Here is a 14,665-nt window from a genome sequence, read left to right on the forward strand (position 1 = left end):
GCGGGGTAAAAGCCACCGAAACGGTCGCGTCTGACTCTCGTATCAGGTGACGGGCCGGCGGGAACCCGGCGGTCGAACGTCGATCACGGGAACTCCGCCGCCAGTGGTGAGCCGTCGTCGCGTTCGTGTTCGCGTTCGCGCAACGACGTCTGCAGCCGCTCCCGACAGGTCTGCCGCAGGTCTCGAGCCGTCTCGAGGTCGAGATCCGGAATCGCGGGCGTCGACCAGACGAACGTCCGGGAACTGGCCGTATCGATGACCAGCGACGCCAGTCCGAGTCGGCGCTGGAAGAGCGACCGGCGCGTCGAGACGGTCTGAACTCGGTAGTAGGGGATCACGGTCGTCCGGCGGCGCCAGAACCCGCGGCGAATCACGAGGTGATCCTCGGCGACGAAGTAGCCCAGATTGGCGTACTTCAGGTGCGCCGCGGGGGGCACCGCGGCGAAGACGACGGCGGCGAGATACCAGCGCTCGAGACCGGTGACTCGAGTGGCCGCGAAAGCGGCCGCGACGACGCCGGCGGCGAGCAGCGTGTAGCGCGCGAGATAGCGGCGCCGGGCCAGTCGGGGCGGGGCCCGGAACTCGGCGCGATCGACGCCGGTCAGCGCCGTCGCGAACCGGTAGACCCGCGACTCGGCGGCCAGCGGGACGGCCGACTGGCTCCCGCCGCTGCTCTCGGGGCCGTAGCCGGCCGTCTCGACCCAGAGGCCGGCGTAGCCGACGAGCCGCTGGAGCGGGTTGTCGGTGATCGTCACCGACTGGATCTTGTCGGTCGGGATCGACCCGCTGTAGCGCTGGAGCAGGCCGCGTTCGTAGACGAGGTCGTTGTCCCGTCGGCCGAGTCTGAATCCGTAGTAGTTCGCGATCGTGTAGAGCCCGCTCGCGACGTACGTGGCGACGACCCACTGCAGCGCCGTGATCACCGACAGCACCACGAGCGCGCCGTCCGCGGCGCCGTCGATCGATTCCGGGCCGCCGAAGGGACGGGCGATCTCCACGAGAAACGCGGATACCCCGCCTGCTCCCGAATCGACGTCCAGCAACAGCACGACGAGCGCGATCGGGAAAATTGCGGCCCCCCACCGAAACGCGGTTCCGGCGTAGACCAGCAGTTCGCGGGCCTCGAGTTCGAACAGCAGCGTCGGCGACCGATCGATCCGAGCGGCGTCGCCGCTGCGGTGCTCGCCGTCGCCGTCGTCGACGTCCGGCGTCCCGGTCGGCGCGGATCGGGTGGTCTCGCCGTCGATCGCACCGGCGTCGGCGTCTGTCGTGACGGCCGAATCCGTCCGTTCCTCGACGCCGCGCTCGTCACTGCGCGCGGCCGTCCGCCGCCGGATCTCGGTTCGGATCCGTTCGGCCTCGTCGCTGCTGACGTGTCGCAACGTCGCCTCGGTGGCGCCGCCGCCGGCGGTCTCGATGGAGACGACGGCGAGGCCGAGCAGTCGCTGGACGAGTCCCTGCGAGACGTCGACGTTCTGGACGCGCCGGTACGGGATCTCGCGGGAACGCCTCGAGAGGACGCCCGAGGTCACGTCGAACGTGTCCGCCGTGAGCGCGTACGTGAAGCGGTAGTAGTACGCGAGGCCGTAGCCGGCGCCGACGACGAAGCCGACGGGTGCCAGCCAGAAGATCCAGCCGACGTCGACGGCGTCGACGACGCTCGAGAGCACCATCACGAAGAAAAACGGCATCGAGAACCCAGTGAACCCTCGCTGGAGGGCCAGCATCGCCCCGCTGAGTGGATGGAGGCGGTTCATGTTAGACGGCGTCGTCGGCCTCGCTCTCGACGGCCAGTTCGCGGAGCGTGTCCTGCAGGCTGCGCGCTCGATCCGGCGTCAGCCCCGGAATGCGGACGTCGGCGTTACGTGATCCGGCCGTGTAGACGACCACGCTCGAGAGGCCCAGCACCCGTTCGACGGGGCCGAACTGGGTGTCGACGTGCTGGACGCGGACGAACGGCACCGCCGTCTCGACGAACGTGATCACGCCGCGCTCGAGGTAGAGCGCGTCGGCCTGCAGTTCGAACCGCCAGACCTGATAGCGACGGACGGCGTAGACGACGCCGAGGAGTAAGCCGAGCGCGACGAGGCCGGCGAGAGCGACCGTCGGAACGTCGACGGCGGCGATCCACCGGTCGACGAGTGCCAGCGCGACGGCGAGGACGAGCGCCGTAATCGCTCCCTTGGCGATCCAGAGGAGTCGGATGCGGGGATGGAGGGGTTCCATATTGGATCGTTGTCATCACTGGCCCATAAATTGCGGTGTTCGATTCGTTCGAACGAGAGAGCATCGCACCGAGTGGATCGTGATCCGATCATCGGCACAGGGCGTCACGGCCCGAAGCCGGGTGTGATCGGTGACGTCCGGTCGCCTCAGGTGAAATCCACCGACAGCCCGGCGCCCTCGTCTCGAGCGCGCTCGCGCAACGCGCGCTGGAGGCGGTCGCGCCCGGTCTCGTGGACGTCCCGGGCGTCCGCGAGGTGGACGTCGTAGATCGTCGGCGTCTCCCAGAAGAGGGTCTGCGAACTGGCGGTGTCGACGGATAGCGACGCCAGTCCGAGCCGGCGCTGGAAGATCGAGCGACGCGTCGAGACGGTCTGGATCCGGTAGTAGGGGATCACGGTCGTTCGCCGCTGCCAGAACCCGCGCCGGATCACGAGGTGATCCTCGGCGACGAAGTAGCCCAGATTGGCGTACTTCAGGTGCGCCGCGGGGGGTACCGCCGCGAAGACGATACCGGCGAGATACCAGCGCTCGAGGACGGTGATCCGGGTGATCCCGAAGGCGACCGCGACGACGACGGCGGCGAGGAGCGAATAGCGGACCAGATACCGACGGCGGGCGAGCGTCGGCGGACTCCGGAACTTCGGCGTCTCGACGCCGGTGAGGTTCTCGGTGAACCGGTGGACCCGTCCCTCCTTGGCCAGCGGGACGGCCGACTGGCTCCCGCTGTTGCTCTCGGGGCCGTAGCCGGCCGTCTCGACCCAGAGGCCGGCGTAGCCGATCAGCCGCTGGAGCGGGTTGTCGGTCACCGTCACCGACTGCACCTTGTCGGTCGGGATCGATCCGCTGTAGCGCTGGAGCAGGCCGCGCTCGTAGACGAAGTCCGTATCGACGCGACCGAGCCGGAAGGCGTAGTAGGTGCCGAACGTGTAGGCGACGCTCAGCACGTACGTGACGACGATCCCGTTGATCACCGAGACGAGCGTCAGGATGCCGTAACTGGACGCCGACCCCTCGCCGAGTGCCGCCGGTCCGCCGAACGGCTGTGCGACGGCGACGAGCGTCTCGATGATCGTATCGGTCGCGAGGAAGAAGACGAACATCACGCCCGCCACCGCGGCGGGTCGCAGCGAGGTGAACGAGTACAACAGCAGTTCCCGGGACTCGAGCTCGAACAGTCGCTGTCGGCGCGGTTCGGTCGGTTCGGTCGATTCGGCCGATTCGGGAGCGGGTGCCTGACGATCCGTAGCGGCGTCCGGGCTCCCGTTCCGGGGTGCCGAGGTTCCCGAGCGATCCCCGTCGACGGAGCTTTCAGCCCCTTCGTCCGACAGGGAGTCGGCCCCGTCGCGGTCACGGTCACGGTCACGGTCGCGACGGCGTTCTTTCACCGCGGCCGTCCGCCGTCGGATCCGGTCCTGTAGCCGTCTCGCCTCGGCGTCGCCGACGAAGTTCAGCGTCGCTTCCGTGTTGCCCCCGCCGGCGGTTTCGACCGAGACGATCGCGAGGCCGAGCACCCGCTGGAGCACGCCCTGTCGGACGTCGACGTTCTGGATCCGTTCGTAGGGAATCTCCCGCGATCGGCGGGCGAACACCCCCGAAGCCACGTCGAACGTGTCCGGCGTGACGCCGTACTCGAATCGGTAGTAGTAGGCGATGCCGTACGCGGCCCCGGCGACGAAGCCGACGGGTGCGGCGACGGGGAACCAGGCCGAACTGACCGGATCGAAGAGGCCGCCGAGGATGACGACGGCCGCCATCGGGATCCACAGCCAGAAGAACCCGTACTGGAGGGCGTAAGTGACCGCACTGAGTGGGTGGAGTCGATTCATCGGCGGTTAGACGGCGTCGTCGGCCTCGCTCTCGACGGCGAGGTCGCGAAGCGTGTGCTGCAATTCGCGGGCGCGGTCGGGCGTCAGCCCCGGAATGCGAACGTCGGCGTTTCGCGATCCGGCCGTGTAGACGACCACGCTCGAGAGACCGAGCGCTCGCTCGACGGGGCCGAACTGGGTGTCGACGTGCTGGACCCGGACGAACGGCACCGCGGTCTCGACGAACGTGACCACGCCCCGCTCGAGGTAGAGCGCGTCCGACTGGATCTCGAATTTCCAGATCTGGTAGAGCCTGACGGCGTAGACGATCCCGAGAAGTAGGCCGACGGCGACGAGGGCAGCGATGGCGACCGTCGGCACGGTGATCAGCCAGCGGTCGACGGCCACGAGGAGAAGGCCGAGAACGATCGACGCGATCGCTCCCTTGGCGATCCAGAGCAGCCTGATCCGAGGGTGCAGCGATTCCATACGGGTATCCTATCAGGAGCAGAGGATAAAATGCGGGGTCTGTCCGCTGCGCGCGATACCGGGCGGCCCCTCCAAATCCCGGCCCCTCCCGATCCGACACTCGGCAGGTGTTAGCCCTCGTATTCCTCGTACTCCTCGGGCGTGTACGTCGAGAGTTCGAGGGCGTGGATGTCGGTCGTCATGTGCTCGCCGAGCGCGTCGTAGACCGCCTGGTGTTGCTGGACCAGCGGCAGTCCATCGAACGCCGGCGAGACGACCGTCGCGGCGAGATGATCGTCGTCGTGTTCGTCACGCGCGTGCGTGACCGTCGCCCGCGCGTCCTCGAGTTCCGCTTCGATGAGCTTCTCGATCTCCGAGAGGTCCATACTCGAGCGATCGGGCGCTCGCGGCAAAAGGAACGCGGTCTCGAGCAGTTCCGCGAGTCGGTTGGTCGCCGCCGCGTCCACGGCCGCGGTCGCGGCCTGGTGTCGTGACGTCGACGGTCGACGCCGCGGCCGAACGCCGTCCCGGTCGTCGCGCTTATCCCGGCGGGACTCCCTCACTTCGATATGTCACTGGCAGCCGAGACGCGTCGCGCCGCCGAATCGCATCCGTTTCTGGTCGCGGCGCTTCGAGCGGGCGTGGTCAACTACACCGCCGCTGCCCGGTTCCTCGAGGTCGAGGGCGAGATCGACGCGATCGCGACGGCGCTGCGCCGCTACGCCGAGGAGTTGCCGGAATACGAGACCGACGCGCGAGACGTCCGGGTGCGAATGGAGAGCGGGATCGGGCCGATCGACGCGGAGGGCGACGAGGCGCTCGTTACCGTCGGCGGGACCGCCTTCGGCCCCGACGGCGGTGATCGAACGGCCATCGTCGCGACCGGCGCCGTCGACGCGGCCGCGCTCGCGGAGGTCCTCCAGCGGCTCGCACTCGAGGAGATCACCCCCATCGCGGCGGGCGTCGGCGCGGAGACGCTGCTCGTCGTGGTCGACCGCCTCGAGGGTGCGAACGCGTTGCGCGCGGTCGACGGCGCGCTCGACGCCGTTCCCCTCGAGTGACTCCCCCACCCGACGACACCACCCAACGACACTGCGGTTTTCGGGCGCGTGTGACGCCGCGTTTCGCGTCAGTCGAGGAGCCAGACGCGGTTCCGATCGACGTGGTAGGCGATCAGACCGGCGTCGGCGAGTTTGGGGAGATCGACGTGGTGGAGGCGAATCCGAATCGTCTCCGCGTCATCGTCGACGGCATCGTCCCCCCGCGTCAGGAGCGCGTCGACGAGTTCGTCGACCGTCGCCCGCCCCGACAGCGACTCGAGCGCTTCGAGAACGAACCGGCGCCGGAGCTGCGGTTCGGTTCCGGTCGCCGAGGCGAGCGAAGCGTCAGTTGCGGCCGTCTGCGGCAGGTCGTTTCGGATCATCGTCGCTCGTCGGTATTCGCACCACCAAAAAAGGGGTTCTGACGAAACCGTCCAAGGGTCGGCCCGTCGGCAAGACGGTTGGCGACAGTGGGCCGAGGTTTCGTTCCACGAACCCGTCGGTGGGTGACCGGCGGCGCGGATCGGACTCGAGCGGTCCGCGAGCGTCCATCATACGCTTTAACTTTCGTCCGGCGGAAGTGAGCGTAATGACCCTGCACGTGACGAACACGTTGACGGGCGAAAAGGAGCCGTTCGAGCCACGTGATCCCGAGAACGTCCTCCTGTACTACTGTGGCCTGACGGTCTCCGATCCGCCCCACCTCGGCCACGCCCGGTCGTGGGTCCACGTCGACGTCATGCACCGCTGGCTCGAGTACCTCGGCTACGACGTCCGTCACGTCGAAAATTTCACTGACATTAACGAGAAGATCGTCGCCCGCGTCGGCGAGGACGACCTCGGCGAGGACGAACTCGACGTCGCGGAGACCTACATCGAGCGCACCATCGCGGACATGCGCGCGCTAAACCTCCTGCGTGCGGAGGTCTACCCCCGCGTCTCCGAACACGTCCCGGAGATCGTCGACCTCGTCGAGACGCTCGTCGAGGAGGGGTACGCCTACGAGTCCAACGACTCGGTCTACTTCGACGTCTCCAGCTTCGACGAGTACGGCAAACTCTCGAATCAGGAACTCGAGGAGATCGAATCCCAGGGCGACCCCGACGAGCGCTCGGAGAAGCGCCACCCCGCGGACTTCGCCCTCTGGAAGGCCGGGGGCGTCGATTCCGACGCGGTCGCGGAGCACCGCCACGAGGGCGTCGACCATGGCGGCGACCCGCCCGACGGACGGACCTGGGAGTCGCCGTGGGGCGAGGGCCGACCCGGTTGGCACATCGAGTGCTCGGCGATGAGCATGACCCATCTGGGCGAGACGCTGGACATCCATGTCGGCGGGCGCGACCTCGTCTTCCCGCACCACGAAAACGAGATCGCCCAGTCCGAGGCCGCCACCGGGCAGGCGTTCGCCAACTACTGGCTCCACTGCGAACTGTTCCAGATGGACGACGAGAAGATGTCCTCGAGTCTGGGCAACTTCGTCACCGTCGAGGACGCGGTCGACCAGTGGGAGACGAACGTCCTCCGGACGTTCCTGACCGCGGGCTCGTACAACAGCAAACAGCTCTATTCGGACGAGACGATCGCCGAGGCAGAGGAGCGCTGGGACCGCCTCGAGCGCGCCTACGAGTCGGCCGTCGAGGCCCTCGACTCGCCCGACGCGCGGACGAAAGTCGAGGACGCATCGCTGCGGACCGAAACCGAGGCGGCGCGCGACTCGTTCGTCACCGCGATGAACGACGACTTCAACACGCGCGAGGCGCAGTCGGCCCTGCTCGAAATCGCGACGGCGATCAACAGCCACCTCGAGGGCCGCGAAGAGTACGACTACCGCGGGCTCCGGGAGGCCGTCGACGCCCTCGAGGAACTCGGCGACGTGCTCGGCCTCTCCTTCGAGGGCGAGACGACGGGGACGGCGACCCTGGCCGGCGACGTGGTGGACCTCGTCCTCGAGGTGCGCGAACACGAACGCGAGGCGGGCAACTACGACCGGGCCGACGAGTTGCGCGACGAACTCGAGGCGCTGGGGATCGAGGTGCAGGATACCGACGACGGCGCGACCTATCGACTGCCGTCCGGCGAGTAGCGATTTCTGGGAGATCGGTCAATTCGAGACGGACCGGTACGGCGGGTGCGACCGATACCTCGCGTCGCATCCGTTCGAACGCGTTCGATCCATCGTTTCTCGGGTCGTCGACGCTCACGACTGGCCGATCACGGTCGCAGACGCCGACGACGGCGCCCGGTTCGAGATTCGCGGCGTCGCCGTGCCCGACGCTTCCGGTCGAGTACCCAGAATATGACGAAGACCACGAAATTTATACTTCAGAATGCGGTCGGGTCGAATAGTATGAATCGACGCACATTCGTTGCCGCGGCTACGGCCGGCGCGGTCGGGGCATCGGCGGGCTGTCTCAGCGGCCTCATCGACGATATGACGACGTTCGAGGCGTCCCCGATTCGCGTTTCCGAGGCGGCTGCGGGCGAGGCCGGCTACGAGTATCAGGGCACGACCGAACTGGTCGAAGAACGCGAGTTCGGCGGCGAGAGCGTCGAAGTGACGAACTATCTGACCGAGTACACGCGGACCATCGACATGCCGCTGGACGGCTTCGGCGAGCAACCGGAGGCGGGCGTCTTCGCCTTCGTCTCGACGCCGCAAGTCAGGGTCGCGGGCGAGGATTTCAACCCCGTCGGCGACATGAGCGAGGCGGAACTCGCCGAGTACATCCAGAAACAGTACGAGCAGTTCGAACTCGGCGACGGCATCGGCGGGCGCGCCATCCAGCCGGACGACATCGAGGGGCTCGACACCATCGTCTCGTTTCAGTCCTACGAGGGGACGGCGACGCTCCAGGGGGAAACCGAAATCGACGTCCTCCTCGACATCGCTCGAGCCGAAGACAGCGGCGACCACCTCGTCGTCGCCGCCGTCTATCCCGACGACAGCGACCTCCCGATGGAGACCGAGCGCGAGCGGGCCGACACGATGACGACCGGTATCCAGCACGGTGACGACGTCGAGGTAGACCTGCAAGAGGACGGGGAGAGCGGGGAGTAAGCGAACCGACTCGAGTCCAAGAGCAGTTACAGCCCGAGCGCCGTCGCGAGCGACAGTCCGCTCGCGAGCGCGCCGACGAGGTAGCCGCCGATCGCGCCGCCGTTCAGCAGCGGTAATCCGGCGTGTGGCCGGCCTTTGAGGACCATATACATGAGCACCAGCAGCCCCGCGATGGTGCCGACGAGTGCGCCCAGCGCCGGCACGTTCAGCGCGATTCCGGGCACCGCGATCGCTCCGACGTCGAGGAAGTACGCCGCGCTCGCGACGAGGATCGTCGGGATGACGGCGTCGCCGAGCCCGATGAAGAGGGCGTCGCGCTCGAGGGCGTCGTCCGACTCGTTATCGTCCGACTCGTCGTTCCGGTTCAGGTCGCTCGACGCTGCGTTCCGGTTGGGGTCGTCAGTCGCCGCGGTCGGATTCGAATCAGCAGCAGCGCCGTCACCGCCCTCGCTCGAGCCGTCTTCCGTCCGGTTCTCGAGGACGTCGTCGGTGCTGCCGGCCGCGCGGTAGGAGTACGAGAGCGTCGTGGGGACGACGAGGACGACGGGAATTTTGAGCGCCATCACGCCCTCGGCGAGGTCGAGCATGTGTTCGGTGCCGTAGACGCTGATCGCGTCGTAGACGGCGAGGACGGTCAGCAACACCAGCGCCGGCAGGAGCCCGAAGCTGATCCCGAACAGGGCGGCGGCGCCGGCGCCCATCACCACGCCGGCGCCGTCGATGACGTACCACTCCGGATAGAACAGGAGGGCGGCGCCGACGGCGACTGCCGCGGTGACCGCGAGGACGTTGACCGAGCCGACCGTGACCACCGACGGGACGAGTTCGGCGAAGACGTACCACGAGATCATCACGCTGACGCCGATGATCATGGCCTTGATGAGCCACTCGACGTCGTACTTGATCGTGACGAGCATGAGGGCGGTCGCGACGAGAATGATGCCGAAGTAGACGAAACTGTTCGTCGGATCGTCGGGGTTCTCGACGGCCTGGTGACCGCCCTCGTAGAAGGGTTCGACCAGCGCCAGCGCCCCGAGCTGGACGCCGAGGAACAGGGCCACCGTCAGTCCGACGGCGGCGAGGACGCGCGTCCGTTGGTTCATGGCCCGGCGTTTGCACCCGGTTCCTATGGGTGTTTTCGTCTCCGCTCGAGGACCGCTCGAGATCGATAGCCACGATACCCGGAGGTGGACGGCGGCCCTAGAGGTGGACGACGGCCCTGGGGCCGGACGGCGACGATCTGTGTGCGTGTGACGGCGACGAACGCCGGACGCGGTCGGTGCTAGCGGGCGTACAGCGCCGATCCGACGAGCGACGGCAGGTGGACGTCGTCGTCGGGCGTCACCGCGAGGTAGGGGCGCTCGACCGGGCCGAAGACGTCGACGACCCGGCCGACCGACTCGAGGGAGTCGTCGAGGACGGTCGTCCCGATCTCGTCGCGGAACGGATCGCCCGCGGCGCTCGCGGACCCGCTCTCGGACGCGCCGTCGTCGGTGTCGTCCGCCCGGAGGACGGCCAGTCCCTGTGCGGTACGGACGACCGAGCCGATCCGGCGCATCTCACTCCCGCATCGCGACGACGTACGCCGCGACGGCTTGCACGAGGTCGTTCTTCGTCGAGTCGTCGGCCCCGCGGACGACGACCCGGCCCCGGTCGGCCCAGTGTTCCCGGGAGTAGGCCTTGTCCCGCTCGATCGTGGCGTCGTACCCGATCTGCTGGACCGCCTTGGCGATTTCGTCGACTGTCGGCTCTTCGACCGCGAGATCCCGTGACACGCGCCGGCCGTCGGCCCGTGAGAGGCCCGCGTCGAGATAGGCGGGCCAGATGACGTTCTCGACCATACGTTCGTCTCGAGCGGCCGGTGAGTAAACCCTTTTCAAAATAGTACGCCGGCTCGCGGGCCTACCGCGAACCGGACGAGCGGAGAATCGGCCCTCGAGCGCTATCGCCGCCGAGCGGCGACACCGGTCGCGGCCAACAGGGCGACCAGCGCGGCGGCCACGCCGAAGCCGGGGATGGAGCTCTCGCCGTCCTCCTCGCTCTCCGATCCGTCGTCCGACTCGTTTCCGCCGTCGCGGTACTCCTCGTCGACCGCCTCGAGGTCGCCTTCGATCTCGCCGTACACGTCGGGGTGGACCGCCTCGATGATCGTCTCGATCGCGTAGACGACGTCGGGACCGGGCTGGCTCATCGCGTTGTCGTCGACGGCGACGACGTTGTCCTCCCGGATGGCGGTCACCCCGTCGAAGTCGGCCGTCGACGGCGGCGCGTCCCAGCGGTCGCTGTCGGGGTAGACGATCCACTCCGGATCCTCGTTGACGACGACTTCCGAGTTCAGCTCCACCCAGCCGGATTCGCCGACCGAGGCGGCAAGGTTCTCGAGTCCCGCCGCGGTCATCACGTCGTGTTGGAACGTCTCCATGCCGTGCGTGTCACCGCTCTCGCCGCCGTCGTAGTACGCGAGCGGTGCGGACTCGTTCGCGAGCGCGTCCTCGTAGATCTCGAGCCGCTCGTTCATCCACTGGACCGTCTCCTCGGCGCTCTCACACTCGCCGGTCACCTGCCCGGTCACGCGGACGTTCTCGCGAACGTCGTCGAGCGACGTCGCGGTGTCGAGGACGACGACCGTGATCCCGGCGTCCTCGAGCCGCTCGAGGAGGTCCTGGTTGTAGAGGGCGACGTTCGCGGCGAGGACGACGTCGGGGTTCAGGTTGATGATCTCCTCGGCGACGGGCGTCACGCCGTCGTCTTCGGTGATGTCGGTCCTGTCGCCGGCCTCGAGCGACTCGGTGTACTGGCCGACGGGCATTCCGACGACCTTGTCCTCGGCACCGATCGAGTAGGCGAGCTGGGCGTCACCAGGATAGAGCGTGACGACCGACTCGGGTTCGTCCTCGATCGTCACGTTCTCGCCGGTCGCATCGGTCATCGTGAGCGGGTATTCACACTGTGCTTCGGAATCTTGTACGGCCGCTCCGGTCCCGGTTCCAGCGCCGGCCGCGGCGGGGCCGATCGCCGAAACGGTAAGGAGAACGGTCAGGATAACGGTTAGCTGTCGTCGCATCGAGAGTACGTCCACACCACTTCAACAAATATTTGCCTACTGCAAGCGAGGTTGAGACGAATGCAGCGACGGCTCCGGACCGCGGTGTGGTCGGCGGGACTGAGCGTCCTGCTCGCGGCCGTCGTCGTCGGCAGCGCCGCGCTCGGACCGGTCGGGATCGAACCGCGCATCGTGGCGATGGCGATCCTCAACGGGGTCGCCGTCCCCTCGGGGATCGAGACCGGGACCGCAACGCTGCCCGTACTCGATCGGCCCGTGCCGGTGCCGGGCCTCGAGTTTTCGTCCGTATTCTCGTTTCCCGTCGAGGGGACACACGAGTACATCGTCGTCCAGCTCCGGCTCCCGCGGATCGTCCTCGCGGCGACGGTCGGGTTCGGGCTCGCCGCCGCGGGGACGGTGATGCAGGGGTTCTTCCGGAACCCGCTGGCGGACCCGTCGATCATCGGCGTCTCGTCCGGCGGCGCGGCCGGTGCGGTCGCGGCCATCGCCTTTCCCGCGCTCGTCCCGTTCGGCGGCCTCCATCTCGCCGCGTTCGTCGGCGCGCTCGCGACGGCGTTTCTCGTCTACGCGATCGCGACCGAGGGCGGACGGACGCCGGTCGCGACGCTGTTGCTCGCCGGCGTCGCCGTCCAGGCCTTCCTCGGCGCGATGATTTCGTACATGCTCGTCCACAGCGGCGACGGACTCAGGGAGGCCGTCGTCTGGCTGATGGGGAGCCTGCGGGACCGGGGCTGGAGCGACGTCGCGTTCGCGCTGCCGGTCTCGGTCCTGGGCGTTCTCGTGCTGGCGACGTACGCGCGGGAACTCAACGTCCTCCTGCTCGGCGAGGAGGACGCCCACCACCTCGGGGTCGCGGTCGAACGGACCAAACTCCTCTTGCTCGCGCTCGCGAGTATCGTCACCGCGGCGGGGGTCGCCGTCACGGGCGTCATCGGGTTCGTCGGACTGGTCGTCCCACACATCATGCGGCTGCTCGTCGGGCCGGACCACCGGGTTCTGTTTCCCACGAGCGCGCTCGCCGGCGCGTCGTTTCTGGTCGTGACGGACACGATCGCGCGGTGGCCGACCGGCCCGACCGAAGTCCCGGTCGGCATCGTCACGGCGGCGCTCGGTGCCCCCTTCTTCCTGTTCCTGCTCACGCGTCGGGAGGTGCATGCGGTGTGACGCCGACCGACCGGGAATCCGGGTCCGACCGCGAACCCGACCTCGAGCCGGCGTCGATCTCGATCGCGGACTGTTCGCTGTCGTTCGGCGATCTGGCGGTCCTCGAAGACGTATCACTGGCAATCGAGCCCGGCGAGTTCGTCGGGTTCGTCGGCCCCAACGGGGCCGGCAAAACGACCCTGCTGCGGCTGATAAGCGGGGCGCTCGAGCCCGACTCGGGATCGATCGCGATCGACGGGACCGACATGCACGGGCTCTCCTCGCGAGCATCGAGCCGACTCGTCTCGGTCGTCCCGCAGGACACGACGCTGTCGTTTTCCTTCCCCGTACGCGACGTCGTCGAGATGGGGCGCCATCCCCACCGCTCGCGCTTTTCCGGGCCGACGGCCGCAGATCGCGAGGCGGTCGAGCGCGCCCTCGAGCGCACGCGCACCGACGAACTCGCGGCTCGACCGATCGACGAGGTGAGCGGCGGCCAGCGCCAGCGCGTCGTGCTCGCGCGAGCGATCGCCCAGGAGACGCCGGTCATGCTGCTCGACGAACCGACGGGGAGTCTCGACGTCAATCACCAGATCGAGACGCTCGAGCTGGTCCGGGAACTGGTCTCCGAGGGACGGACCGTCTGCGCGGCGATTCACGACCTCGATCTGGCCGCGCGCTACTGCGATCGGCTGGTGATGCTCGCCGACGGCGCCGTCTCCCGGACCGGACCGCCCGCAGAGGTGCTGACCGGCGAGTCGCTGTCGACCGTCTTCGACGCGACGGCGGCGGTCACGCGGAACCCGATCACGGGGACGGAGACGGTGACGGCGCTCCCGAACGGTGCTGAAATCGGAACGCGGACCGAAAACGGTGGCGCCGAGAGCGCCACCGGTGGAGCGAAGAGACGCACCGGTGGAGACGGCGAACGCGAGGGCCGAATTCACGTCGTCGGGACCGGCCCGATCGCCTCGAGCGTCCTCGCGCGACTCGAGACGGCGGCTCTCGATCTCGCCCTCTCCGTCGGACCCGTCACGGACGGAGATACGGCGGCCGAGACCGCACGATCGCTCGAGATCGACCGGCTCGAGGTCAAGCCGTTCGAGTCGCTGTCGGCGGCCGATCTGACGGCCTTCGAGGAGCGAGTTCGGAGCGCCGACGTCGCGGTCGTCACCGAACCCGTGTGGGAATCGACGGACGCTGGTGTGGCGCCCCTTCTCGAGTCGCTGAACGAGGTCGCGACTCCCGTCGTGATTGTGTCTCGGTCGGACGGCGACCAGTCCGGGTCTCGAGCGGCTGTCGACACCCGCGGAAACCGCGCCGAGCGGTTCGAAGCGACGCCGGAGACGATCCTCGAGGTCGTCGGGGACGCACTCGAGTCGAGTTCGACGGCGACGGAATCGGAGTCGGCACCCCCGTTCGACTCGTCGGACGGCGGATCGACGTCGTCCGAGGGCGACTCGGGAACCGGCGTCTCGGCGGGCTCCTCGAGCGACTGAGCCTAGTGCCCGAGCAGGCGGAGAATGATCCCGAGCACGATCCCCGAGAGTCCGACGACGATACCGACGCCGGGAAGGATGGGAATCGGGACGAGGCCGATACCGAGGACGATCGCGAGCACGATCACGATTGTGGAGAGGCGGACCATACTCGAGCGTACCGGGACCCGAGCGGAGACGTTGGTGCTTGCTCCTGCGACGACCGGCTCACGTCGTTTCGTGGACGTACAGTCACTATCTGTGTTCGGTAAAGGTGGTAGACGTAACGCTCAGTGCATGGAACGTACGTATCCAGTGGCCCGCGAAGGTCGCCGTAGGATTCTTGCTGACGATAGGTATCGAGTGTGGTCCACTAGGTCACC

General features: G+C 68.0%; 16 protein-coding genes. 5 read left to right on the forward strand and 11 right to left on the reverse strand.

Annotation, left to right across the window (positions count from 1 at the left end; translation table 11 throughout):
• Window positions 1-83: 83 nt before the first annotated feature.
• From J0X25_RS34695 to J0X25_RS34715, 5 genes are all read right to left on the reverse strand, one after another.
• On the reverse strand, window positions 84-1,727 hold the full coding sequence (locus J0X25_RS34695; protein WP_207290930.1) for a PH domain-containing protein: 1,644 nt from the start codon (window positions 1,725-1,727) through the stop codon (window positions 84-86).
• A 31-nt stretch (window positions 1,728-1,758) separates the two neighbouring features.
• Window positions 1,759-2,226, reverse strand: coding sequence for a PH domain-containing protein (locus J0X25_RS34700; protein ID WP_207288444.1), 468 nt, complete (start codon window positions 2,224-2,226; stop codon window positions 1,759-1,761).
• Between the two features lie 146 nt (window positions 2,227-2,372).
• Window positions 2,373-4,052: a PH domain-containing protein gene (locus tag J0X25_RS34705; RefSeq protein WP_207288445.1), complete on the reverse strand. Its 1,680-nt coding sequence runs from the start codon at window positions 4,050-4,052 to the stop codon at window positions 2,373-2,375.
• A gap of 6 nt (window positions 4,053-4,058) precedes the next feature.
• Complete coding sequence (locus tag J0X25_RS34710) at window positions 4,059-4,520, reverse strand: PH domain-containing protein (protein WP_207288446.1); 462 nt, start codon at window positions 4,518-4,520, stop codon at window positions 4,059-4,061.
• A gap of 110 nt (window positions 4,521-4,630) precedes the next feature.
• The gene (locus J0X25_RS34715) at window positions 4,631-4,885 is read right to left on the reverse strand and encodes a BolA family protein (RefSeq protein ID WP_207290931.1); all 255 of its coding nucleotides are present in this window, start codon (window positions 4,883-4,885) and stop codon (window positions 4,631-4,633) included.
• Window positions 4,886-5,068: 183 nt separating this feature from the next.
• On the opposite strand from J0X25_RS34715, the gene J0X25_RS34720 reads away from it, so the two are divergent.
• On the forward strand, window positions 5,069-5,560 hold the full coding sequence (locus tag J0X25_RS34720) for a DUF7523 family protein (RefSeq protein WP_207288447.1): 492 nt from the start codon (window positions 5,069-5,071) through the stop codon (window positions 5,558-5,560).
• A 68-nt stretch (window positions 5,561-5,628) separates the two neighbouring features.
• On the opposite strand, the gene J0X25_RS34725 is transcribed toward J0X25_RS34720, so the two are convergent.
• The gene (locus J0X25_RS34725; protein ID WP_207288448.1) at window positions 5,629-5,922 is read right to left on the reverse strand and encodes a DUF7344 domain-containing protein; all 294 of its coding nucleotides are present in this window, start codon (window positions 5,920-5,922) and stop codon (window positions 5,629-5,631) included.
• A gap of 206 nt (window positions 5,923-6,128) precedes the next feature.
• Between J0X25_RS34725 and cysS the strand changes: the two genes are divergently transcribed.
• A complete protein-coding gene (gene cysS / locus J0X25_RS34730; protein ID WP_207288449.1) occupies window positions 6,129-7,622 on the forward strand; it encodes a cysteine--tRNA ligase in 1,494 nt (497 codons plus the stop codon).
• Between the two features lie 264 nt (window positions 7,623-7,886).
• The gene (locus J0X25_RS34735) at window positions 7,887-8,597 is read left to right on the forward strand and encodes a DUF6517 family protein (protein ID WP_207288450.1); all 711 of its coding nucleotides are present in this window, start codon (window positions 7,887-7,889) and stop codon (window positions 8,595-8,597) included.
• A 26-nt stretch (window positions 8,598-8,623) separates the two neighbouring features.
• On the opposite strand, the gene J0X25_RS34740 is transcribed toward J0X25_RS34735, so the two are convergent.
• The 4 genes from J0X25_RS34740 to J0X25_RS34755 all read right to left on the reverse strand — a co-directional run bounded on the left by J0X25_RS34740 (window position 8,624) and on the right by J0X25_RS34755 (window position 11,661).
• Window positions 8,624-9,700 (reverse strand): presenilin family intramembrane aspartyl protease PSH, encoded by a 1,077-nt coding sequence (locus J0X25_RS34740; protein WP_207288451.1) that lies wholly within the window; start codon window positions 9,698-9,700, stop codon window positions 8,624-8,626.
• Between the two features lie 179 nt (window positions 9,701-9,879).
• Complete coding sequence (locus tag J0X25_RS34745; RefSeq protein WP_207288452.1) at window positions 9,880-10,155, reverse strand: H/ACA ribonucleoprotein complex subunit GAR1; 276 nt, start codon at window positions 10,153-10,155, stop codon at window positions 9,880-9,882.
• Window position 10,156: 1 nt separating this feature from the next.
• The gene (srp19, locus tag J0X25_RS34750) at window positions 10,157-10,438 is read right to left on the reverse strand and encodes a signal recognition particle subunit SRP19 (protein WP_207288453.1); all 282 of its coding nucleotides are present in this window, start codon (window positions 10,436-10,438) and stop codon (window positions 10,157-10,159) included.
• A gap of 101 nt (window positions 10,439-10,539) precedes the next feature.
• A complete protein-coding gene (locus J0X25_RS34755; protein ID WP_207288454.1) occupies window positions 10,540-11,661 on the reverse strand; it encodes a PGF-CTERM-anchored ABC transporter substrate-binding protein in 1,122 nt (373 codons plus the stop codon).
• A gap of 60 nt (window positions 11,662-11,721) precedes the next feature.
• Here J0X25_RS34755 and btuC point away from each other — a divergent pair, with 60 nt between their 5' ends.
• A complete protein-coding gene (gene btuC / locus J0X25_RS34760) occupies window positions 11,722-12,825 on the forward strand; it encodes a vitamin B12 ABC transporter permease BtuC (RefSeq protein ID WP_207288455.1) in 1,104 nt (367 codons plus the stop codon).
• On the forward strand, window positions 12,822-14,303 hold the full coding sequence (locus tag J0X25_RS34765) for an ABC transporter ATP-binding protein (RefSeq protein ID WP_207288456.1): 1,482 nt from the start codon (window positions 12,822-12,824) through the stop codon (window positions 14,301-14,303). The genes btuC and J0X25_RS34765 overlap by 4 nt, the downstream gene beginning before the upstream one ends.
• A gap of 2 nt (window positions 14,304-14,305) precedes the next feature.
• Here J0X25_RS34765 and J0X25_RS34770 read toward each other — a convergent pair whose 3' ends face one another.
• Window positions 14,306-14,452, reverse strand: coding sequence for a hypothetical protein (locus J0X25_RS34770; protein ID WP_207288457.1), 147 nt, complete (start codon window positions 14,450-14,452; stop codon window positions 14,306-14,308).
• Window positions 14,453-14,665 lie beyond the last annotated feature (213 nt).

This window comes from Haloterrigena alkaliphila (assembly GCF_017352155.2).
Taxonomy (GTDB): domain Archaea; phylum Halobacteriota; class Halobacteria; order Halobacteriales; family Natrialbaceae; genus Haloterrigena; species Haloterrigena alkaliphila.